Origin of the sequence: Bradyrhizobium elkanii WSM2783 (assembly GCF_000472865.1) — a bacterium.
Taxonomy (GTDB): Bacteria; Pseudomonadota; Alphaproteobacteria; order Rhizobiales; family Xanthobacteraceae; genus Bradyrhizobium; species Bradyrhizobium elkanii_A.
Genome location: NZ_AXAP01000008.1, coordinates 91,557 through 113,998, shown reverse-complemented (window position 1 = coordinate 113,998; position 22,442 = coordinate 91,557). Strand labels below are relative to the sequence as shown.

The following is a 22,442-nucleotide window of genomic DNA, read 5'->3' as shown; positions in this document are numbered from 1 at the left end:
CGTCATGCAGCGACTCCCAGATACGCTTCCTGGACACCGGTGTCGGCGCGAACCTCCTCGGGATCACCGAATGCGATTCGGCGCCCGAAATTCATCACCATCAGCCGATCGGCCAGGCGGAAGACGAATTCCATATCGTGTTCAACGAGAACGATGGCGAGGCCCTCGGCTCGCAACCGGACCAGCAGCTCCGCAAGCAATGTCTTTTCGTTTGCGCGCAAGCCGGCGGCGGGCTCGTCGAGCAGCACCAGCACCGGATCGGCCGCCAGCGCGCGTGCGATCTCCAAGATCCGCTGATGACCGAGGGACAGCGTCCCGGCAAGCTCCCACGCTCTGTCGCCGAGCCCGACACGGTCGAGAAGGTGCTGGGCCCAACCCAATAGCTGCCGCTCCTCGCGAGCATCGAGTCCCAACGACGCAGCCACAATTCCGCATCGGCCGAGATGAGTGGCGCCAATCGCGACATTCTCGATCAGGCTCATCTCCGGAACCAGCGCGGCGTGCTGAAATGTCCGCGACAGCCCACGCACGCACATGTCGCGCGCGCTCACGCGTGCCAGCGGCGCCCCGAGGAAGCTCAGCTCACCTCCGCTCCGCTGCAAGCCACCGCTGATCAGGTTGAACAGAGTGCTCTTCCCTGCCCCGTTGGGACCCAGAACGCCGAGAATTTCGCCACTTCGAACATCGAAGCTGACGTCGTCCACTGCGACGAGGCCGCCGAACATCCGCCGCAAGCCAATCGCAGTCAGGACCGGCAGCCCCTGATCGGGCCTGCCCCTCCTGCTCGTCAACGTGACGGGTGCAACCGGAGCTCGAGGCGGCATATGGGATGCGACCACCTGCTGCAGGAAGGGCCACAGGCCCTTGCGCGCCTTGTGCAGCACGATGATCATCAGCGCGGCGAAGACCAGCAGTTCAAATCGTGCCGTCGCCCCGAATACAGGCCGGAGCAGGTCCTGCAGCTCATGCTTGATGACTGTCACCAGCCCGGCACCGACCAACGCCCCCCAGACCTGCCCACTGCCGCCGATCACTGTCATGAACAGATAGTCGATACTGGCGTTGAGACCGAAAGGCGTCGGATTGATGAAGCGTTGCACGTGCGCGTAGAGCCAGCCTGCCAGCGCGGCGACCACTGCCGCAGCGACGAATGCCAGCAAGCGATGCCGTTGCGCATTCGCTCCGAAGGTCTCCGCGATCGTGCTTCCCGTACGGAGCGAGCGCAACACGCGCCCGCAACGAGATGCCAGCAGCCGCCGGCACCAGGCAACGGATAGCACGAGCGCGACCAGGACAAGGCCGAAGGCCTGCCGCTCGGATCGCAACTCAAAACCACCGACCGTGACCGGTGGGATTCCCGTCATTCCGTTGAAACGGCCGAACGCATCGGCGTTTCCGATTCCAAAATAGAAGCTGATGCCAAAGCAAAGTGTCGCCAGCGCGAGATAATGGCCGCTCATTCGCACCGTAACCACGCCGATCAGGGCAGCGGTCGCCGCCGCGCCGATCGTCGCCCCGGCAAGACCCAGCCAAGGCGACAGCCCGAACTGCGTCGACATACAGGCCGAGGTATACGCGCCGAAGCCGACGAAGGCGGCCTGTCCGAAGGAAACCATGCCCGCGATCCCGGTCATCAGCACCAATCCGGTGCATACGATCGACGCGATCATCACGTAGGTGGCCACCGACACCTGATAGGCCGGCAATACGAGCGACGCGAGGGCCGCAACTGCAACGGCGATGAACGGCGCGAGAGCAAGAAGCCGACCGATCATTCGATTCCATCCTCCGCGTGGGGATTGACCACCGAGCGCCAGAACAGGATCGGGATGATCAGCATGAAGACGATGATATCGCGATAGGCGCTCGCCCAGAACGAGGCAAAGGACTCCACCGCTCCAACCAACACGGCACCGGCTGCCGCGAGCGGATAGATCGCGAGCCCGCCCACGATGGCGCCGACAAAGCCCTTCAAGCCAAGAATGAAGCCAGAATCATAGTAGAGCGTTGTCATCGGGCCCACCAGCAGACCCGATACCGCTCCCACGAGGCCGGCGACTATGAAGGCCGTGCGCCCGGCCGCAGCCGCGCTGATGCCGACGATCTCCGCGCCACGGCGGTTGTATGCAGCCGCCAGGAGTGCGCGGCCACGCAACGAGCGATGAAAGAACAAGTAGAGCACGAACACGAGCACGATGCTGCTGGCGACCACTCCGGCCACCTGCTGCGAGATCAACTGTCCGGCGAACGAAAGCGGCGGACCGGAGAAACCTTGCGTCCGCACTCCCTCGGCCCCGAACACCTGCAAGCCGATACTGTTCATTCCCAGATGAGTTGCGATCGCCGCAATCAGGAGCACCAAGGGCGAAGCAGACGCGATCGGCTGGAACACGATCCGATAGATCACCGGACTGATGCAGGTGACCAGTGCGCATGTGACCGCCATCTTCCACAGGAGTGGTGCATCCTTCGGGACCAGCAGAACAGCCAGCAGCGCAACAGCGACCGGCACGACGCCGAACTGAATGATCGATCGGACACAGCGCGCGCGATCGCGCCGTGCGACTGCCTCCAGCATTTCAAGTGACAGCGCGATGGCGGCCCCGAACAATAAGATCCACACCGTGCCTGGTATGGTCCCGGCATCAAAGGCCGCCAGGGTCAGGGCTGTAAAGGCGACCAGATCCCCTTGCGGAACGAAGATCACGCGTGTCACCGTGAACACGAGGACGAGCACTGTCGCAAGCAGGATGTAGATCGCGCCATTGGCGATGCCATCCTGCAGCAGGATCGCCGCAATATCCGCAGTCATGGCAGGGCTCCGCCGTCGGGCTGACGCCTCGGCACAGCCATCGAATGAAGACGTCGAGATATCATGGGACCAGCCGCCAGCCGCCGTTGACGATCTGTGTCATGACGCGCGAGCGCTCGTCGAGACCGAGGTGATCGGTGAACGACATGTTGTAGACGCCGTTCGGACCGGCGACGTCACTGGTCGCTTCAATCGCATCCCGCAACGCAATTCGAAACGCGTCTGTCCCGGGCTGCGCCTTGACCGCGGCTGCCGCGATCGCCCTATCGAGGATAAGTTGCGCATCCCAGAGATAGGCCGCAAAGGTCGAGCGGGCTCCTGCTCCGGGGATAGCCTCATAACGGCGGACGAAATCGAGCGCCGCGGCCTTGGCCGGATGGCTATCCGGCAGCTGCTCGGCGACCAGCACCGGTCCCGCCGGCACGAACGTCCCCTCGAGGTTCTTGCCACCAATACGCAGGAAGTCGTTATTGGCGACACCGTGTGTCTGGTAGACGACACCCTTGTAACCCCGATCCGCGAGCGTCGTCTGTGGCAACGCTGCCGGGGTGCCGGACGCCGCAATAAAGATCGCGTCGGGACTTCGCGACGTGATCTTCAGAATCTGCCCGAGCACGCTGCTGTCGGTTCGCTGGTAACGCTCAGAGCCCACCACCTTGATGCCGGCCGCCTCGGCCAGCGCCGTCATCACCTTGATCCAGCCTTCACCATACGCATCGTTGAACCCGATCAGCGCTAGCGACTTGATGCTCCGACGCTTCATATGATCGAGCACAATGGACGCCATCTGGGCATCGCTCTGCGGGGTCTTGAACACCCAGCGCCGCCGGTCGACCGGCGGCTCGACGATCAAGGCCGATCCGGCCAGGCTGATCATCGGCGTCCCGGTCTCAGCGACGATATCTAGCAGCGCGAGCGAATTCGGGGTCAGGCTCGGACCGACGATGACGTCAACGCGGTCCTCCGCAATCAGTTTGCGGGCGACCGTGACTGACGTCGAGGTGTCCGACGCATCGTCCATCAGAATGTAGCGGACATCCTGGCCGCCGAGTTTCGGCGGCAGAACACTTACCGTCCGCTGTTGCGTCACTCCGACGGATGCCGCCGGTCCCGTGGCGGACACGATGATTCCAATCCTGACCTCGGCCAGCGCAGGTGCGGCCCACGATACAGCCGCAACAAGTGCAACGATCAGCTTGTTCAATTCGACCTCCTTGAACGTTGTTTCCTCCGCCGGTTCGACCGGCTGGTTCCCTTGACGGCCATCCTTTCGGTGGCTCGCATATCTTGTTGGTCCTTTACTTAGACCAAACGTTCGGTCTAAGAAAGAGAAAAATTACCGTGGTTTCCCAACACACGGTCGCCAGGGATGAATTCGCAGGAGGAACCCGGGATGCTTCACCCCGATATCGAATGCCTAGACTATCCGGCCATCTGCCGCCTTCAGCAGGAGCGACTGAGCAAGCTTGGCCGACGCCTCGGCGAGCGGCCGGACTGGGTCGCGCATTTCGCGGCCGCCGGCATGAAGCCCTCGGACCTCGCCGCCGCGGACGGGCTCGAGCATGCGCCGCTGCTCGACAAGTCCGCCCTGCACAGCCGCTATCCATTCCCGTTCCTGGCCACGCCGATGGACTCGGTGCGGAGATTCACGGCAACCTCAGGGACGACCGGGCTGCCGGTCCTATTCGGCATGACGGAGCACGACTATGGTCAGCTCCTGCCCTATCAGATGGCACGGATCCTGACGGCCGCTGGCGTGCAGCGCGGCCAGCGCGCCTATCAGGGCTATGGCTACGGTCTCTGGATCGGAGGACCGGCACTCGATGTAGGTTTCGCGGCGCTCGACTGCACCACGTTTCCGATCGGGCCCGGTCGCGGCGAACTCGTGGTGAAATGGCTGCGCGACCACAGCTACGACGTCGCCTCGATGTCACCACTTTGGCTGATGTCGCTAGTCACCACCGCCAAGCAGATGGGCATCGATCCCAAGACGGAGTGGACGATGAAGCTCGCCATTCTTGGCGGACAATCAGTATCTGCCGAATTCCGCAACCAGCTGGAAGCGGAAATGCCGGAAGGCTTCGTGAGCCAGAACATCTACGGCACAACCGAAGCCGGCGGCCCGGTGCTGGCGATTTCCACCCCCTTCACCCATGACGAGGACGAGCTGCAGCTCATCAACGAAGATACGATCATCACCGAGATCCTTGATCCGGTGACGCTTCGCCCCGTTGCCCCTGGCGAGGTCGGCGAGATTGTCATCACGACGCTGTGTCGCGAAGCCTCGCCGGTCGTGCGTTGGCGCACGCGCGACCTGGTGCGGCTGTCGACCTCGCCCTTCGACTGTCGCTCCGGGCGAAGGGGCATGCGCAAGATCGGGCGCATCATTGGCCGCAGCGACGACATGATTAAAGTCAAGGGGGTCATCGTCTTCCCCTCGCAGATCGAAGACATCATCGCCGCGACGCCAGGAACAGTGAAAGAGGCCTGGCAGATCTATGTCGACAAGGAGCGCATCACGATCGGAACGATGTGCATCGCTGTCGAGGCGCAACATACGGCCGGCCGCCCCGCCGAACTGATCGTTGCGGATATCAAGCGCGAGGTGCGCGCCCGTCTCGGCATGGGCGTTGACGTCGAGTGTCTCCAGGAAGGAACCTTGCCGCGCTACGAAGCCAAGGCGACACGGGTGCTGCATCGTGCCGAGCGCGCCTGACAGGAGGGCGGCGGCCTTCAGACATGTAGCGGATTCCGGCGCGGGACGGACATCATCAACCGCGCGCGCTCAGCGCGAACGCGGTCCTGATGGGACGCAACACGCTGTACGGTGCCGGCGCCGCCGGCGAAGCCGGCATCGCCCATGTCATCTCGATCCTCGGGACCGAGCTGGAGCGCGCCATGACACTGCTCGGCACCGCGCGCCTGAGCGATATCTCAGCCGAGCATGTCCGCTATCTCGGCACCACCCCATCTGCCACTGATCGCTGCCACGCCTGGACGGTGACGAGGCGGCGTCAAACCGGTCGCAAAATTGCCAAGTCAGCCACCGGGCGGTATAGTCCGATCGTTCGGACGATTATTTCAGGACACCTGTGACACGACCTCGCTCCCCTGACTACGACTCCATCCAGGCTTCGATCATCAAGCAGGCAGCTGGGCTGTTTGCAAACCGCGGCTATGCGGCGACATCGATCGGCGATATCGCCGCCGCGTGCGACTGCTCTAAATCCCGCCTCTACCACTACTTCGAATCGAAAGAAGCTATCCTCGTCTTCATGCTGACGGAACATGTCGACAAGCTGCTGGCCGGCTGCGACGACATCCTTTCGGGACGCGAGGATGAGATCGCCTGTTTCCAGAAACTGATCAGGTTTTTCCTCCAGATCTATTCCGTCTCCCGTGACAAGCACGTGGTGATGCTGACCTGCATGGAGTTCCTGCCCAACAACGTGAGAAAGGACGTCATTAAGAAACAGCGCCAGCTGATCTCGATCGTCACCGACATGCTGGCGAAAATCCGCCCGGAGCGAGCGAAGGACGAGGCGAGCGCCCATGTCGATGCGATGCTGTTCTTTGGCATGATCAACTGGACATATACCTGGTTCAAGCCGGACGGCCGCATGATGCCTGCTGATCTTGCCGACCGCTGCGTCAGCCTCTTCCTCGATGGCTACAGGAATTCGAGAGTATTCTGATCTCACCCGGGCCTCGCGCCTTCACGGGAGCAGACTGCGGGGATCAAACGCTTGATCGGTAAGCTTCGACGGATCGACGTTGATCCCTTGCGACAGCAGCTTCTTCGCCACCATGAAGGTACGGGCGTCGTTGATCGAATCCACCGCGACTAGGCGCCCTTCCCGGTAATACCAGTTGGACACGCCACGATCCGTGTCGCATGCAACGACCTCGGTATAGCCGCGATTCCAGCCGGCAATCTGCAGCTTGGCATCATACTGGTCGGACCAGAACCAGGGCACCGGTGCGTAAGGCGCGGCCTCGCCTAGCATGTCATCGGCGACCGCTTCAGCCTGTTCGATAGCGTTCTGAACGCTCTCGAGGCGGATCAGTTCGCCGCATAGCGGAAACCGCGCGCAATCCCCCGCCGCCCACACATCCGCAGCCGAGGTACGGCCGTGCTCATCCACCAGGATGCCGTCTCTCGTCTCGATACCTGCACGCGCGGCGAGCTCCGCATTGGGCAGAACGCCGATGCCGACAAGCACCAGATCGGTTTCAAGGCGCTCACCGGAGGTCAACTCCGCTTCGCGCACGGGGCCGCCGACCACCCGTCTCACCGCACATCCCTCGACGATACGAACGCCCTTGGCGTAATGAAGCCGGCGGAAGTATTCTGATGTTGCCGGGCAGACGGCGCGTTCCAGGATGCGGGCAGCACTTTCGACAACTGTGACACGAAGGCCTGCTTCTGCAGCGACGGCGGCCGTCTCCAGTCCGACGAAGCCACCTCCGATCACCAACAGCCTGCGGCCTTTCCTGAAGTGGCGCTGCATGCGCTCGGCATCGTGCAGCGAGCGGAGCTCGCAAACGTTTTCCAAATTGCTGAGCCAGGATGGTAACGGCCGCGGCGAAGCGCCAGTGGTCAATGCGAGCTTCGTCCAGCCGACCGAATCGTCGCCGCGCCCGAGCGTCCGGCGCACCGGGTCGAGTGACGTCACCGCGCGCCCAGCACGGATGTCGATGTCATTGTCGCTCCAATAGGATGGCGAACGAAGCAGCAACCGCTCCCTTTCCCACTCTCCGCTGAGATACTTCTTCGACAACGGCGGACGCTGATACGGGGCCCAGGGCTCATCACCATAAATCGTGATCCTGCCTCGAAACCCCTTAGTGCGCAGCCGGATTGCCAGGGCGGCAGCGGCCTGCCCGCCCCCCACCACCGCAACATGTTCCTCCATGGCCCGAGGTCCTATCGTTTATTTATAGATCGAACGTTCGAACTATGTATTGTGCTTTCTTGGATTGCAAGCAGACGATTGGTGGTTGCATGAACGACAGGGATGATCTCGAAGCCATCAAGAGCCGTATCGTGGCGGCGGTCGCTTCATGGCGTGTGGCCGCCTCGCTGACCTCCATTCGGGAGAGCTTTGATGCCCTCTTTGCCGACGGTTCCGAAACCTTGGGTGAGGCGATCCATATCGGACCGATGGCGGCCGCGTGGATCACGCCACCCGGAAGCTGCACAGACCGCGTCGTGCTGTTCTGCCATGGCGGCGGTTTCCAGGTCGGCTCGCTCCGCTCCCACAGCAGCTTGATGGTGCGCCTTGCGCGCGCCAGCGACGCACGCGTGCTCGGCTTCAATTACCGGCTCGCCCCCGAACACAAATATCCCGCAGCGGCCGAGGATGCGATCTCAGCCTATCTCTGGCTGCTCGGCCAGGGCCTGCCGTCGTCGCGCATTGTCGTCGCCGGCGATTCCGCCGGCGCTGCGCTCGCCATGAACATCGCGCTCCGCGCACGTGATATGAGCCTGCCGCTTCCGTCCGGCCTGGCGCTGATCTCGCCCTGGCTCGATCTGACCATGCGTGGTGCCAGCTATGCGAGCCGGGCCGCCCTCGATGTCTTTTCAAAACCAGCGCAACTCGCTGCAATGGCCCGCGCCTATCTCGGCCGTAACGGCAACGTATCAGCACCATCAGCCTCACCGGTCGATGCCGACCTTGCCGGCCTGCCACCGATCCTGATCCACGCCGGCGACCACGACATCACGCTCGACGATGCCTTTCTACTGGCGGCGCGGGCGCGGCAGAGCGGCGTGGACGTGAAGGTGCGCGTATGGGACCACATGTTCCATCATTTTCAGATGTTTGGTGAGTTACGGCAGAGCCACGAATCGCTGACCGAACTCGGTCGCTTCGTTATAGAGCGAACGAGCGGCCGCTGATCCGTTCCGCGCGGCCCTCCGGCTCAGCAGACACCACACCCCATGCCGCCGGACACGCCCAACACCTCACCGGTCACGAACGATGCGGACGGCGAAGCAAAGAAGGATACCGCCGCCGCGACCTCATCCGGTTCGCCGAGACGCCTCAGCAGCGTCAGGCTTGCCATGTCGCGTCGCAGCTTGTCACCGAACTGCGCGATCGCCTCCTCGACCATCGGAGTACGGATTGGTCCCGGCAGAACGGCATTCACTGTGATGCCGTACCGGGCGTTCTCCCTCGCAATCGACCGGGTGAATCCGATCACCCCGGCCTTGGCGGCTGCATAGACCGCCCCGCCCTTCGAACCGAGCCGCCCGGCTTCCGACGCGATGTTGATGACACGGCCATAACCCGCCCGTTGCATCGCCGGCAGGACACCGACGGTGAAGGCGAATGTGGCTTCCAAGTTCACCGCGATCAGGCGGCGCCAATCTTGCGGGCCGGTTTCGGTGAAGAAGGCGTGCTGATCGACACCGACATTGTTGACCAACACCTCGAACGGACCTCTCTTGGCAACGAAGCGCGCAACGGCGGTACTGTCCGTCGCGTCGATCGCCTCGAAATCGGCGCCAATCCCGCCGGCGACCACCCCGGCGCTTTCCGCGTCAAGGTCACAGAGCGTGACTGCGAAGCCGTCGGCGGCGAAGCGACGACAGATGGCCGCCCCGATACCCCTCGCGCCGCCGGTCACGAGAGCCCGCTGCAAGCGCCCTCCCGGCATCTTCGATCAAGCTCCGGTAAAATTCGGCGTGCGCTTTTCAAGCACGGCCGCCAAACCTTCTCGCGCATCAGCGGTGGACGACAGCTCTGCCACCGTCCGCGCCTCCTCGGGAAGGCAAGACTCGACGCTGAGGCCGATCCCGCTCCAGAGCAGCCGCTTGGCGGCCGCACTCGCCCTGGGAGCGTTGGCGGCCAGCCTCCCGACGAGCTTGCGCGTCTCTCCCGCGAGCCCATCGTCAGGAACGATACTGTTGATCAAACCGATAGCCTGGGCTTCCTCGGCTCCGAGCACGCGGTTGGTCAAAACAATCTCCGCTGCCCGCCGGAAACCCACCAAACGCGGCAGGATAACCGAGGCACCACCATCGGGCGCCATTCCGACCCGGGTGGCGCCCGCCATGAACCTGGCGGACTTCGCCGCCACGACGAGGTCGGACGCGCAGACAAGACCAAGCCCGCCCCCGCCTGCCGCATAGCCCTGCACTTCACTCACCACCGTGGCGTTCAGGCGGATCAGTCCACCCACAGCCATCTGCAGATAAGCCGTCACTGTGCGCAGGAAGTCACCCAGCGCCTCTCCCTTGGATGCGAACTCACGCACATCTCCGCCGGCACAGAAATTCGCTCCGGCACCTCGTACATGTACGACGCGCACGCGCGGGTCACCATGGCAGCGCATCACCGCCTCGTGGATCGCCTGCATCATGGCGATATTCATCCCGTTCGAAGATTCTGGCCGGTTGAGGGTCAATGTCGCGACATGGTCAGCATAATCCAGAAGAACCGGTCCTTCTGCGACCCAGCACTCGTACCCCAAGGCCGTCTTGAGCTCTGATGTCATGTTCGCCTCCGTCGTTCGCCGCGACACTCAAATGAGAAAGGACAGGGTGAAGATCGGCTTGTGGTTGTTCACAAGACCGACCTTTTTCCGCACAAGCTTGAAACCACCATCTGTGATCCGCAGGCGATATTCATTGCGTGACGCCCAGAGGGTTTCGCCGCGCAGGTTATCCTCGAAGATGATCGCATTCGCCCTCACCTCGATCTCGTCACCGACCCGAGTGACGAGTTCGACATTCGAGATGATCCGCGCCAGCTCCGACCTCGGCGTCTGGGTATGGCGGCGCCCGGTCTTGAGCTGATCAATACGCACGCCAATACGCGAGCGGTTATCGTAGATGATCGACATCTGCCGCTCCGGATCGGTATCCGATCCATTGGCCGGCACCCAGTATGTCGCATCGTCCGCCCATAACGCCTCCCACTCGTCATAGGCATGAGTGTCCTGAAGGCGGGCTTCGAGAAACAGAAACTGCTCGACGCGTCGCAGAAGATCCGTTTGTTCCGCTTCGAGATGCAACATCGCGGTGGCTGTAGACTGCGGCATACCAACCTCACGCCGTCATCAGTTCGGTATAGTGACGCCAGATGGCGCGTTGCGGCACCTCGTCGGTCGAATGACCGATGCGGTAGCCGTTTTCGTCCCGGCGCTCGCGATGCAGGCCGCGTGTTAGCGTGACCCATTCAGGGTCATTGATCACTGCACCGCGATGATTGCGCTCATACATCTCGGTATCGTCGGCAAGCAGCAGCCCGGCCGGGCCGACCGAGCCCATGGTCTGCTGGCGCAAGCGCCGATTGAGCTCGGGCGCTCCCTTGAACTGTAGCGCGGTGACATGCTGGATTGTCTCGTCGACGGCGATCGGCTGCAGCACGAACAACTGGATTTCGGCGATGAACAGATTGGGGAAAATCATGATGTGCGGCGTCCCGTCGATCATGATCCTGCGCGCCCGCTCAGTGCCATAAGCCTGCTCCATCGCCTTCACGTATTGCGGAAAGCGCGTCTCGCTGGTGCCGAACCACTCGAGCGGCTTGCCGATCCGGCGCCACTCCGGCCGCAGGTCGAATTCGGTGTGGCCATTGCCGAAATCACGCGTGAGCGCGGTGGACTGCGGACCGTAGAGCTTGCCGATGCCACTGTCGGTAACCTGGAACACCGACCCGTGGACGAACGCCGGATGGTAGCCGTCCGTCTCGTTCTCGAGCATGAACTTCCAGTTCGCTTTGGTACGGTGCTGCAGGAAGCCTGCGGTCAGCTCGAGTTCGCCTTCGGGCGAGTTTTCCAACAGCTGGTCGATCGAGGCCGTCGCACCGCCGAGGTGTTCCTCCAGGGACGGCCCCTCGTTCGCGAAAGATCCGAAGACGAACCCCCGGTAGATGCCGACGCGCGGCACCCTGCCGAGCGAGAACCCCGACTTGTCTGCATCGCCGTAGCCGTCGGCATAGGCATAGCCGATCAGATCTCCCGTATTGGCGAATGTCCAGGAATGATAAGGGCACGTGAACGTGCCGCGGTTGCCTTGCCGGTAGGCGCAGAGCTGATTGCCGCGATGCGGACACTTGTTCAGAAGTAGACTGATCTTGCCATCGCGATCGTGAACCATCAGCACCGGAGTCGACCCGATGGATTTCGTCACATAGTCGTTTTTATTCGGGACCTCGCTGATGTGGCCGACATAGACCCACGTCCGATGCCAGATGCGCTCCAGTTCCTGCTCAAAGATCTGCGGGTCGTGATACACCACACTGCGAACCCGCGTCGGTTCAATCAGCGTGCGATAATCCGGGTTCGGCGACTGACCAGACATGACTCCTCCCTTTAACCTCCCGCGCCTCTTTCTTAGATCGATCGTTCGGACTATTAATGACACCTGCAAGAGGGTCGTGTCAAGCAGCTCCACCAAGCCGGCGAACATCGTGATGTCGCCGGCATAGCAAAATGCTAGCGCCGGGCCTGGTGTCGTCAACCACAAGCGGACCGATGCTGGCGATCGAACCCTGGTCCTCCTGGGTGATGTTGCATCCGGCGGAGACCAGCAGCAGTCCGGGGCCGGCGACCTCGAAATTGCCATGAGATGACATCGCGCCCCGCCGACACCAGCGAAACGTCGGTGAGATTGTTGTTCAGCATGAAGCCCGACACGTTGACGATATCCCTCCCCGCCTTCATCGAAATGGGTTTTGCTCCGCGGTAGGGCGAGACTGTGCCATCAAAGTTTGTAACGATGTCCCCCGCCGTCAGATTGAGAATGTCGCCATTCAGCGCGTAGAGACGAACCGGCACCGGATCGTCTGCATGCAAACGGAATGGAATGGATTGACCAAGATCGAACGACGTACTTGGCTTGGTGATGAATGACGGGTTCAAGGGATCAAACGACGCTGATGGATCGGCGGCGCTCACGGTGACCACAGCACCGGCACCGTAGATCGAGCCGAATGCAAGCAACTCCAGCATCCCGCGCGAAGCAGGTGCGAGATCGGCGCGGCCATTGAGATAGATGCTGCCCCTGTCCGCGATTGCGAACAGCGACGGAGGCATCGGCATTATCGCGGCGTTTGCGCCGCCGAGGTTGCTGTTGGTCGAGACCTGCGATCTTCGGGACCTGGCGCAATGGACTTGCGTTCACCCGGTTTGCGCCGGACGTGCGCGATCTGCAGCGCGAGCGGAAGCAGCAACAGCGCCAGCCCGGCCAAGACAAGGCTCGTCACGAGAGGGTTGGCAAAGAACACCCCGAGCGATCCCTTGGACATCAGCATCGACTGCCGGAAGGCATCCTCGGCCTTGTCGCCGATGACGATCGCGAGCACGAGCGGGGCGAGCGGATAGAACAGCTTCTTGAAGAGATAGCCGACGACGCCGAAGCCGAGCATCATGACGACATCGAGATAGGAGTTCGACACCGAATAGGCGCCGACGACACAGATGATCACGATCAGGGGCGCAATGATGACGAACGGAATCCGCATCAAGGCCGCAAATACCGGAACGGTGAGCAGCACGAGCGCGACGGCGACAATGTTGCCCACATACATCGAGGCGATCAGGCCCCAGACGAAATCCTTCTGGTCGACGAACAGCATCGGCCCGGGATTGAGGCCCCAGATCATCAAGCCGCCCATCATCACCGCGGCGGTCGCCGAGCCGGGAATGCCGAGCGACAGCATGGGCAGAAGCGCGCTGGTGCCGGCCGCGTGATCGGCGGTCTCCGGGGAGATGATCCCCTCGACTTCGCCCGTGCCGAAATGGCGGCCGCGCCGCGAGAAGCGTCGGGCGATGCCGTAGCTCATGAAGGACGCCGCGGTCGGGCCGCCCGGCGTGATCCCCATCCAGCATCCGATGGCCGCGCTGCGCAGCAGAGCGATGCCATGCCGCGGCAGCCGGACGACCGCGCGGAAGACTTCTTTCCAGTCGATCCTTGAGGAGACCCCGCGTGCGTGAAACTCCTCTTCGACGGCAACCAGCAGCTCGCCGATGCCGAACAATCCCATCACCGCCACGACGAAGTTCACGCCTTTCACGAGCTCGTCGATACCCATTGTCAGGCGTACGCTGCCGGAGACGGTATCGATGCCGATCGCAGCAATCGCAAAACCGATCGCGAGAGCGACCACCGTCTTGATCGGCGCCGCGCCGCCCATGCCAACGAAACTGGCAAAGGCGAGGAAATAGACGGCGAAGTACTCCGGCGGCCCGAAGGCGAGCGCAACCTGCGCCACCCACGATGCGAGGAAGGTGATCAGAATGACCCCGACCAGGGCGCCGAACGCGGCCGAACCGAAGGCGGTGGCAAGCGCCGTCGTCGGCCTGCCGTCGCGCGCCATCGGATAGCCGTCGAAAGTGGTGGCGACCGACGACGGCTCTCCGGGAATGTTGAACAAAATCGAGGTGACGGAGCCACCGAAGAGCGCGCCCCAATACATGCTCGAAAGCAGGATGATGGCCGAGACCGGCTGCATTCCGAAGGTCAGCGGCAACAGCAGCGACACGCCGTTCGGCGCGCCCAGGCCCGGCAACACGCCGACGAGAATGCCGAGCAGGACGCCGATCACCATCAGCACCAGATGCGGCACGGTGACTGCGATCGTGAAGCCGTGCAGGAGCTCCTGGAGATTTTCCATTCGCTCTCCTCCTCAGAGCCCGAACGCAGCGGCGAGCGCGCCGTGCGGCAGCGTCACCTGGAACATGCGCTCGAACACCACATAAAGCGCGAGCGGCGTCGCCAATGCCATCGCCAGTGAGCGAAGCAGCGATTGATGCCTCGGCAGCGCCAGCACAGCGAAGATGTAGCCGGCTGAGGCCACATACATCCCGACGATCGGGATCAGCGCCACGAAGAGAGCGGCAGGCACGAACAGCCCTGCTAGGCGGCGCAGCTCGATTGTTGTGATGGCCACGGGAACGCTTGCCAGCGTGCCGCCCGGCAGGACACCGCGGGCGAGATTGTAGAGGCTGCCAGCAACGATGATCACACCGGTCAGCAACGGAAAGGTGCCGGCGTCGACCCCGGCGGCCGACCAGCCGATGCCATTGTCGAAGCTGGACACGACCACGGCGACACCGAAGCTGCCGGTGAGAATGGCGGTCGCAATTTCGAGAGCACGGCGTGAGATCATCGACTGCTCCAGCCCGGCGCCAAGCCCCGGATAGTTTCGCTCGACGTGGCCGACCGGCTCACTTGACGAGCCACCCCTGCTCGGCCGCGACCTGCTTGATATGCTCGAGGTCCTGCTTGATGTAGCTGTCGAACTCGGCTCCGGTCAGGAAGGTGTCGACCTGCGAGGTTTTCTCGATGTAGTCCTTCCATTCCGGTGTCGCCTGCACCTTCTTCATGAGTTCAACATAGAAGGCAGCCTGCTCCGGCGTGACCTTGCCGGGCAGCCAGACGGTGCGGGGCTGCTCATACTGCGGGATGTCGAGCCCCTGCTCGACACAGGTCGGCACGTCGCTCCAGCCTTCGGTCGCGGTGACCTTGGGCCCCTGCGGCAATCGCTTTGGACTGAAGACACAGAGCGGGCGCTGCGTTCCGCCGCGCCACTGTCCCAGGCTTTCAGAGGGGTTGTTGACGTGAGAGTCGATATGACCACCCGCGAGCTGCACGGCGGCCTCGGCGCCGCTCTTGAACGGAATGTAGGTCAACTTGATGTGCCCGACTTTTTCGATCATGCGGGTCAGCACCTCGTCGGTATCCTTCGACTGCGCTCCGCCCATCTTGAATTCATTCGCGGCCGCCGCCTTCAGATAGTCGTTGACGGTCTTGTACGGCGCGTCCTGCTTGACCCAGAGCAGGAACTCATCCTGCGCCATCCCGGCGATCGGAGTGAGATCGGTGTAGTTGAAGGCGACCTTGGACACGAGCGGCTGCTGCCACGCGTTCGACGTGCCGAAGATCACCTTGTGGGGATCTCCGGCCGAAGCCTTACCGTACACATAACCTTCCGCACCGCTGCCGCCGCCCTTGTTGACGACTACGATCGGCTGGTCGGTCAGCTTGTACTTGGTGATGATGTTCTGGACCGCACGCGCCAGATTGTCGGTGCCGCCGCCCGGCCCTGCGGTCGCGACGAACTCGATCGGCTTCTGCGGCTGCCAGGCTGCGCCCGCCGGAATCGTGCCGGCGAGCAGGATTGCGGCGGCAGGCAGCAGAAATCTCGACGTGACGTCCATGGTTTCCTCCGGCTGATTTTTTGCCTGTTTTGTTTATCGTATCGGCCTATCGCGACGTTGCGCGACCGGCTTTTATCGACCACCTGCTGCCGAGACGATTGCGCCTTCTTTCTCCAGCGCTCTGATCCGACTGTCATCGAACCCATACTCGGCCAGCACCTCGCGCGTATGCTCGCCATAGACCGGCGCGCCCGAACGCACTTTTCCTGGTGTCACCGAGAACTTGACCGGGAGCCCAATCGTCTTCACCGGTCCGAGTGTCGAATGCTCGACCTCGACGACCATCTCGCGTGCAAGCGTCTGCGGATCGTTCAGCGCTTCCAGCATGTCGTGGACAGGACCGCATGGCACGCCCTTCTCTTCCAAGAGCGTGAGCCAGTGCGCCCGTGTCCCCGTGCGGAAGCGCTCGCTCAAGACCGCTTCGAGCTCCTTCAGATGCGCCATGCGATCAGCGCCGGTCACGAAGCGCGGATCGGATGCAAGCTCGGCTGCGCCCAGCGCCTCCAGCATCAACAGCCAATTCTTGTTATTGGCGCCCCCGACAACGAGCCAGCCGTCCGAAGCCTCGAATGCCTGGTATGGCGCGTTGAGCGGATGCGCCGAGCCCATCGCGCGCGGCGCCGTGTCGGTGGCGAGCGCGATGGTCGATTGCCAGTAGGTCTGCACCAGCGCCGCCTCATACAGCGAGGTCTCGACCCACTGCCCTTCACCGGTCTTCAGCCGATGCGTGTACGCAGCCAGGATTCCCATGCAGGCCAACAGGCCGGCGGTAATATCCGATAGAGGTGGACCACACTTCACAGGCGGACCGTCTGGCCGCTCGCCGGTGAAGCTCATGATCCCGCTCATGGCCTGGGCGACCAGATCGAAGCCGCGGCGATGCTTGTAGGGTCCCGTACGGCCGAAGCCCGAGAGCGAGCAATAGATCAGCGCAGGGAATTCCTCGTGCAATGCCTGATAGCCGAAGCCCAGCCGCTCCATGGCACCCGGCGCGAAATTCTCGACCAGCACGTCGGCACGTGCGATCAGCCGCCGCAGCACCTCCTTCCCGCCGGCAGTTTTCAGGTCCAGCACCACGCCGCGCTTGTTGCGGTTCATCATCAGGAAAGAGGCCGCCTCGTCGCCAATCTTCGGCGGCACCGAATAGCGGGTGTCATCGCCATTCGGCCACTTCTCGATCTTGATGACATCGGCGCCCATGTCGGCGAGCATCAGCGTGCAGGTCGGTCCCGCCATGACATGGGTGAGGTCGACGACCTTGAGGCCAGCGAGCGGTCCTTGCGGACGGGCAGTGGGCTGCGATTGGTTGCCTTGCATCGTCATATCCCTATCGCCCGCGCCATTGCGGTGCGCGCTTGTTGAGAAACGCGTCCAGCCCCTCGCGAAAATCCTCGCTCATGTAACACATGACGATGAGGTCCTCGCCCTCCTCGCGCGTCAGCCGCTTCTGCAAGCGTGCGACCGCCTGCTTTGTCGCGTTGAGCGTCAGCGGTGCGTGGCCGGCGAGGAGCCGAGCGACCTCATCGGCACGCCCGTCGAGCGCCGCGAGATCATCGACCACCTCCGTGAGCAGGCCGATCGCCGCCGCCTCGGCGGCTTCGACCAGCCGCGCCGTGAAGATCAGATCCTTGACGCGCGCCGGTCCAACGAGAGCGGCGAGCCGGCTGACATTCGACATCGACAAGCAGTTGCCGAGAATTCGGGCAATGGGAAAGCCGATCCGTGCGCTTCTGGTGCCGATGCGCAGATCGCAGGCCGCGGCGATGCCGGCACCGCCGCCGGTGCAGAAGCCGTTGATCGCGGCGATCGTCGGCACGCGGCACTGCTCGAGCGTGGTGAGCACGCGGTCGATGCGGTTCTCGTAATCGACTGCATCCTGCGGTGTCGTGAAGGCACGGAACTGGTTGATGTCCGTTCCCGACGCGAAGGCCTTGTCGCCAGCGCCGCGAAGCACCAGCACCTTGATTGCCTGATCGCTGTTCGCCTGCTCGCAGATTTCGGCGAGCCGCTCGTACATTTCGAAAGTGAAGGCGTTTCTCGCCTGAGGACGATTGAACGTGACCCGTCCAATGCCGCTCGCGACCTCGAAAACGAGATCTTCCGCCACGTCCTGATCCATTTCCTCTACCCAGTCGTTTTCCTAATTTTGAATGCAAAATAGGGAATTATCAACCTGGAACTTCGGCAACCATGCCGATATTCTTCTCTTTTGAATTCAAATCGGAGGCTCGACGAAATGCTGCATGAGGAGGTCGTCAGCCGCATTCGCGCGATCCTGCTCGACGGCGAAATTCCGCCTGGCGCCCGAATTCCCGAGCGCGATCTATGCGAACGGCTGCAGATCTCGCGCACACCGCTGCGCGAAGCCCTCAAAGTGCTGGCGGCCGAAGGCCTTGTGCAGTTGCTGCCAAACCGCGGCTCCCGCGCAGCCAGGCTTACTGACAAGGACATGCGTGACCTGTTCGAGGTCTGCCAGGGGCTCGAAGCCCTGGCCGGCGAGCTTGCATGTGAGCGCGTCACTGAGGAAGAAATCGGTGAGATCGCCGCTGCGCATGCCGCGATGGCACATCACTATCGTAACGGCGATCTGATTCAGTACTACCGCTGCAACCGGGCGATCCACGAGGCGATCGTGGCGGCGGCCGGCAATCCCGTGCTCGTCGGTCTGTACAATTCGGTCACCGCACGTATTCGGCGCGCGCGCTATGTCACGCCGATGACGTCGGACCGTTGGGCGTTGGCGCTTCATGAGCACGAAGCGATCCTCAACGCGCTGCAGCGTCGCGACGGCGTCGGCCTCTCCCACATCTTGCGCACCCATCTCCGTCACAAGCGCGAGGAGGTTCTGCAGGCGGGGTTCGCCGAGACGGAAAGCGGCGATCCCACCATGCCGCCGGATCGAGCCCGGGTCTGAAATCGGCCAGCCTGCTCTCAGCAGGCGGCCAGCGAGTCATCCTAGCAGAGCCTTCGGAAGCTTATGCATGATTTCCATCACGCCAGGCGCTCCCTCGCCGGGCGTCAGGTGCGCCGTAGCCGCCTTGGCGGCGGCGGATGGATCCTGCTCGAGAATGGCCTGGAGGATCAGGCCATGATATTGATAAGCTTTACTGATGTAGCCCATCGCATCGAACGAATGATTGCGATAGGCGCTGGTTCGCGTACGCATGCGCAGGATTTCCTGGCGGAGATACGGATTGCGGGAGCCCGCATACAGCACCTCATGAAACGCCATGTTGGCCTGCTGCCAGCCGAGCGCGTCGTTACGTTCGACAACGCTGCGGGACGCCTTATGGGCGTCAGCCAAGGCCTCGCGCTCCTTGCTGGTCATGCGTTCGCAGGCGTAGCGGGCCGATAGCCCTTCGAGCTCCGCCAGCAATTCCCACACCGACAGGAGCTGTGCGAAGTCCATCTTCGACACGATGGCGCCGCCGCGGGAGATGCTGGACACCAGCCCCTCGGCCTTGAGGCGCAGAATGGCCTCGCGCACCGGCGTACGCGACACGCCGAATTGGATCATCAGGTTTTCTTCGTCGACCGGATCCCCAGGCAGCAACTCGCGCTGGCTGATCTGCCTTTCGACAACACTGTAAATGCGGTCGCTCACCTTCATTTCGGTCACTACATGGGTCCTTGGCAACTTCGGAAGGCGATCGTCCGGGCCATGGTCGACACGTTTAGGTCCCCGACGCAAAAGGAAATAGCTTCAGTTCGAATAGCGATCGCGCTTCAGTCTGCCTCCATGCATGATCTCCACGCAAAGCGCGTTCCGTCATTGACGGGAAACCGGTACCCGGTTTCCCCCAATCCACGCAAGCCGATCAGAGCGTCAAGTTGACCGTTACGGTCTTCAACCGCGAAAAGCCCTCGAGCATCGACCCCAGCGACATTTCCTTGCCAAGCCCGCTCTGCTTGAAGCCGCCATAGGGCTGGCCCATGATCTGGCCCTTGCCCTGGTTGACCTGGACCCAGCCGGAATCGATCTCATGGGCCATGCGGATGGCGCGCGACGTGTTGCGCGAGAATACATAGCCCGCCAAGCCGTAGTGGCTGTCATTGGCCATCTTCAGCACCTCGGCCTCGTCGGTCCAGGGGATCGCCACCAGCACCGGACCGAAGATTTCCTCCTGAGCGAGACGCCAGTTGTTCGACGTGCTGGCGAACAGCGTCGGTATGGTGAAATAGCCGGCGCTCAACGGGCCCTCCTTCGGCGGCAGGCCGCCGGCGATCAGCTTGACATCCTTGTTCTTGAGGCCGTCTTCGATGTAACCGCAGACCCGACCATATTGCTTGTTGTTGATCAGGCTTCCCATGTCGGTGGCTTCGTCGAGCGGATTACCGATCTTGTAGCTGTTCATCAGCGCGACCAGCTTGTCGAGAAACTTGTCGTAGATCGACCGGTGCAAGAATAGCCGCGATCCGGCGGTGCATGACTGGCTTTGCCGCGTGAAGCGCATCGCGGATGCAACGCCCTGCACGACCCAATCCTCGTCGGCATCTTCGCAGACGATGGCTGGGCTTTTGCCGCCAAGCTCGAGCGATACCGGCACGATGCGGTCCGCCGCGCCCGCCAGGATGCTGCGGCCGACCGCGGTCGAGCCGGTGAACGACAGCTTGCTGATGCGCGGATGGGTGGCGAGCGCTGCGCCGCATTCTGGACCAAGGCCGGTCACGATATTCAACACGCCTGGCGGCAGATGCCGATTGCAGATTTCGGCAATGAACAAGGCGGCGAACGGCGCGTCTTCGGCCAGTTTGAGCACCAGCGTGTTGCCGGCGCACACGGCCGGCGCGATCTTGATCGACGACAATGTCGCCGGCGCGTTCCAGGGCACGATGGCGCCAACGACGCCGAGCGGCTCACGCCTCGTGTAGCTCAATATGTCATCGCCCAGCGGCAGCGTATCGCCCTTCAGTTCGCTTGCCAGACCGCCAAAGTAGCGGAAGACCTCCACGCAGGTCAGCGCCTCCGGACGCGCCTGGGTACGCAGCGCATTGCCGGTTTCGTGGGCGATGATGCGGGCCAATTCTTCAACGCGGACTTCAAGCTCGTCGGCGACCTTGAGCAGCGCCTTGCCGCGCAGAGACGGCGTCACCTTCTTCCAGCTCACGAAGGCCTTTTCCGCCGCGACCACCGCGCGTTCGACATCCTGCCCGGACGCACGCGGGGTGTGGGCGACCGTCTTCTTGGTGGCGGGGCATTCGACCGCCAGCGTGCGACCATCGACGCTGCCGACCCATTCGCCATTCAACAGTTGAAGCGTCGGTCCAAGGCGCACGGAGCTGTCCGCCTCGCTCACGGATGCCTTCAGCCCTCCATTGATTTGAACTTGTACAGTCATGGTCTTTCCTTCCATCGTTATAGCAGCCACCGGCCGAGCCGCATCTTTCATGAGTAGCCGGCGGAGCGATCAGGTGGCACGTACGCCCCGATCGGCAGCGGCTTTCACAGCCGCTTTCTCGGCGCTTTTCGCAGCAGCTCTATCGGCAGCTTTCCTGGCCTCGCGCCGACTGCTGGTAATCTTCATGAGCGAGCCGACGATCCCGTTCGGCATCAGAGTCATGCACGCAATCAGGATACCACCATAGACCGCACCGGAGAACGCCTGGCCGAGATCCGAGGCATAGGACGGCACGAACTGCAGGAACAGGCCGGCGACCAAAGCTCCCCAGATCGTTCCGAGCCCGCCCACGACGATGGCCGCCAGGAAGCTGATCGACAGCATCAGCGTGAACGAGTCCGGGCCAATGAAACCGATCGTAAAGGTCGCGAGTGCACCACCGACGCCGGCCAGCATCGAACCAACCCCGAACACGATCACCTTGAGCCTGTTGACATCGACGCCCATCGATGACGCGGCCAGTTCGCCTTCGCGGATGCCGGCCAGCGCCCGGCCATTACTGCCGCCGACGAAGTTCCTGACCAGCCAGAAGACAACGACGGTAAACGCCAGCACCATGTAATAGATCCATGCATCCTGGCCCAGGGTGAACCATGCCGGCGGCACCGGCTTGTCGACCATCAGGCCGGCCGCGCCGCCGGTATAGGCCTTGAACTGCTTGACCAGTGGGATGACGGATACGGCGAGGATCAGCGTGATCAAGGCCAGATACAGCCCCCGCAGCCGTTTGGCCGGATAACCCGCCAGCACGCCGGCGATGAATGTGACAATCGCCGCAATCAGGACCCCCAGGACATCGTTGACGCCCAGATACACGACGCTAAGCACGGCGGCATACGACCCCAAAGCAAAGAAGGCATTGTGGCCGAGCGAGACCTGCCCGACATAGCCAGTGATCAGGTTGAGGCCCAGCGCCGCCACGGCATAGGTCATCACGCCGGTCAGTTGGAATGTCTGATATTCAGGAATCACAAGCGGCATGCCGAGCAGGATCACCGCCAGTACGAAGCCGATACCGATCTTGGTGACGGCCACATCGCCGTGCCGAACCGATTGCA

General features: G+C 62.6%; 22 protein-coding genes. 5 read left to right on the top strand and 17 right to left on the bottom strand.

The window, feature by feature from the left end; genetic code table 11:
• Positions 1–2: 2 nt before the first annotated feature.
• The 3 genes from YY7_RS0110215 to YY7_RS0110205 form a co-directional block, all read right to left on the bottom strand.
• Positions 3–1,775, bottom strand: coding sequence for a branched-chain amino acid ABC transporter ATP-binding protein/permease (locus tag YY7_RS0110215; RefSeq protein WP_028163150.1), 1,773 nt, complete (start codon positions 1,773–1,775; stop codon positions 3–5).
• On the bottom strand, positions 1,772–2,812 hold the full coding sequence (locus YY7_RS0110210; protein ID WP_028163149.1) for a branched-chain amino acid ABC transporter permease: 1,041 nt from the start codon (positions 2,810–2,812) through the stop codon (positions 1,772–1,774). The genes YY7_RS0110215 and YY7_RS0110210 overlap by 4 nt, the downstream gene beginning before the upstream one ends.
• A gap of 61 nt (positions 2,813–2,873) precedes the next feature.
• Complete coding sequence (locus YY7_RS0110205; RefSeq protein ID WP_028163148.1) at positions 2,874–4,016, bottom strand: ABC transporter substrate-binding protein; 1,143 nt, start codon at positions 4,014–4,016, stop codon at positions 2,874–2,876.
• Between the two features lie 189 nt (positions 4,017–4,205).
• On the opposite strand from YY7_RS0110205, the gene YY7_RS0110200 reads away from it, so the two are divergent.
• From YY7_RS0110200 to YY7_RS0110190, 3 genes are read left to right on the top strand one after another with little or no spacing between them, the layout of a single operon-like run.
• Positions 4,206–5,528 (top strand): phenylacetate--CoA ligase family protein, encoded by a 1,323-nt coding sequence (locus YY7_RS0110200; RefSeq protein ID WP_028163147.1) that lies wholly within the window; start codon positions 4,206–4,208, stop codon positions 5,526–5,528.
• A gap of 32 nt (positions 5,529–5,560) precedes the next feature.
• Positions 5,561–5,908 carry an alpha-hydroxy-acid oxidizing protein gene (locus tag YY7_RS0110195; protein ID WP_283806997.1) on the top strand — a complete coding sequence of 116 codons (348 nt, stop codon included), beginning with the start codon at positions 5,561–5,563 and terminating at the stop codon, positions 5,906–5,908.
• Positions 5,905–6,507 carry a TetR/AcrR family transcriptional regulator gene (locus tag YY7_RS0110190; protein WP_028163145.1) on the top strand — a complete coding sequence of 201 codons (603 nt, stop codon included), beginning with the start codon at positions 5,905–5,907 and terminating at the stop codon, positions 6,505–6,507. Before YY7_RS0110195 ends, YY7_RS0110190 begins: the two co-directional genes overlap by 4 nt.
• A 21-nt stretch (positions 6,508–6,528) precedes the next feature.
• Here YY7_RS0110190 and YY7_RS0110185 read toward each other — a convergent pair whose 3' ends face one another.
• Positions 6,529–7,728 (bottom strand): NAD(P)/FAD-dependent oxidoreductase, encoded by a 1,200-nt coding sequence (locus tag YY7_RS0110185; protein ID WP_035689755.1) that lies wholly within the window; start codon positions 7,726–7,728, stop codon positions 6,529–6,531.
• An 89-nt stretch (positions 7,729–7,817) separates the two neighbouring features.
• Here YY7_RS0110185 and YY7_RS0110180 point away from each other — a divergent pair, with 89 nt between their 5' ends.
• Positions 7,818–8,714, top strand: a complete 897-nt coding sequence (locus YY7_RS0110180) for an alpha/beta hydrolase (protein ID WP_028163143.1) — start codon at positions 7,818–7,820, stop codon at positions 8,712–8,714.
• A 23-nt stretch (positions 8,715–8,737) separates the two neighbouring features.
• Here YY7_RS0110180 and YY7_RS0110175 read toward each other — a convergent pair whose 3' ends face one another.
• The 10 genes from YY7_RS0110175 to YY7_RS0110130 form a co-directional block, all read right to left on the bottom strand.
• Entirely contained in the window at positions 8,738–9,445 is a 708-nt protein-coding gene (locus YY7_RS0110175; RefSeq protein WP_245287243.1) for an SDR family NAD(P)-dependent oxidoreductase, read from the bottom strand.
• A 36-nt stretch (positions 9,446–9,481) separates the two neighbouring features.
• Positions 9,482–10,315 (bottom strand): enoyl-CoA hydratase/isomerase family protein, encoded by an 834-nt coding sequence (locus tag YY7_RS0110170; RefSeq protein WP_035689795.1) that lies wholly within the window; start codon positions 10,313–10,315, stop codon positions 9,482–9,484.
• Positions 10,316–10,342: 27 nt separating this feature from the next.
• Positions 10,343–10,861 (bottom strand): aromatic-ring-hydroxylating dioxygenase subunit beta, encoded by a 519-nt coding sequence (locus YY7_RS0110165; RefSeq protein ID WP_245287242.1) that lies wholly within the window; start codon positions 10,859–10,861, stop codon positions 10,343–10,345.
• 7 nt (positions 10,862–10,868) lie between these two features.
• On the bottom strand, positions 10,869–12,125 hold the full coding sequence (locus YY7_RS0110160; protein ID WP_028163139.1) for an aromatic ring-hydroxylating oxygenase subunit alpha: 1,257 nt from the start codon (positions 12,123–12,125) through the stop codon (positions 10,869–10,871).
• 155 nt (positions 12,126–12,280) lie between these two features.
• Complete coding sequence (locus YY7_RS0110155) at positions 12,281–12,859, bottom strand: hypothetical protein (protein WP_155255112.1); 579 nt, start codon at positions 12,857–12,859, stop codon at positions 12,281–12,283.
• Positions 12,860–12,864: 5 nt separating this feature from the next.
• Positions 12,865–14,439, bottom strand: a complete 1,575-nt coding sequence (locus YY7_RS51260; protein WP_080663654.1) for a tripartite tricarboxylate transporter permease — start codon at positions 14,437–14,439, stop codon at positions 12,865–12,867.
• 12 nt (positions 14,440–14,451) lie between these two features.
• Complete coding sequence (locus YY7_RS0110145) at positions 14,452–14,934, bottom strand: tripartite tricarboxylate transporter TctB family protein (protein WP_028163137.1); 483 nt, start codon at positions 14,932–14,934, stop codon at positions 14,452–14,454.
• Positions 14,935–14,992: 58 nt separating this feature from the next.
• The gene (locus YY7_RS0110140; RefSeq protein WP_028163136.1) at positions 14,993–15,985 is read right to left on the bottom strand and encodes a Bug family tripartite tricarboxylate transporter substrate binding protein; all 993 of its coding nucleotides are present in this window, start codon (positions 15,983–15,985) and stop codon (positions 14,993–14,995) included.
• 72 nt (positions 15,986–16,057) lie between these two features.
• Positions 16,058–17,302, bottom strand: coding sequence for a CaiB/BaiF CoA transferase family protein (locus YY7_RS0110135; RefSeq protein WP_028163135.1), 1,245 nt, complete (start codon positions 17,300–17,302; stop codon positions 16,058–16,060).
• Between the two features lie 10 nt (positions 17,303–17,312).
• Positions 17,313–18,104: an enoyl-CoA hydratase/isomerase family protein gene (locus tag YY7_RS0110130; RefSeq protein WP_028163134.1), complete on the bottom strand. Its 792-nt coding sequence runs from the start codon at positions 18,102–18,104 to the stop codon at positions 17,313–17,315.
• Between the two features lie 117 nt (positions 18,105–18,221).
• On the opposite strand from YY7_RS0110130, the gene YY7_RS0110125 reads away from it, so the two are divergent.
• On the top strand, positions 18,222–18,899 hold the full coding sequence (locus YY7_RS0110125) for a GntR family transcriptional regulator (RefSeq protein WP_028163133.1): 678 nt from the start codon (positions 18,222–18,224) through the stop codon (positions 18,897–18,899).
• Positions 18,900–18,935: 36 nt separating this feature from the next.
• Here the strand turns inward: YY7_RS0110125 and YY7_RS0110120 are convergent, their stop codons facing one another.
• From YY7_RS0110120 to YY7_RS51255, 3 genes are all read right to left on the bottom strand, one after another.
• Positions 18,936–19,595 carry a GntR family transcriptional regulator gene (locus YY7_RS0110120; protein ID WP_028163132.1) on the bottom strand — a complete coding sequence of 220 codons (660 nt, stop codon included), beginning with the start codon at positions 19,593–19,595 and terminating at the stop codon, positions 18,936–18,938.
• 208 nt (positions 19,596–19,803) lie between these two features.
• The gene (locus tag YY7_RS0110115; RefSeq protein ID WP_028163131.1) at positions 19,804–21,324 is read right to left on the bottom strand and encodes an aldehyde dehydrogenase family protein; all 1,521 of its coding nucleotides are present in this window, start codon (positions 21,322–21,324) and stop codon (positions 19,804–19,806) included.
• A 69-nt stretch (positions 21,325–21,393) separates the two neighbouring features.
• Positions 21,394–22,380, bottom strand: coding sequence for a branched-chain amino acid ABC transporter permease (locus tag YY7_RS51255; RefSeq protein WP_196237245.1), 987 nt, complete (start codon positions 22,378–22,380; stop codon positions 21,394–21,396).
• Positions 22,381–22,442 lie beyond the last annotated feature (62 nt).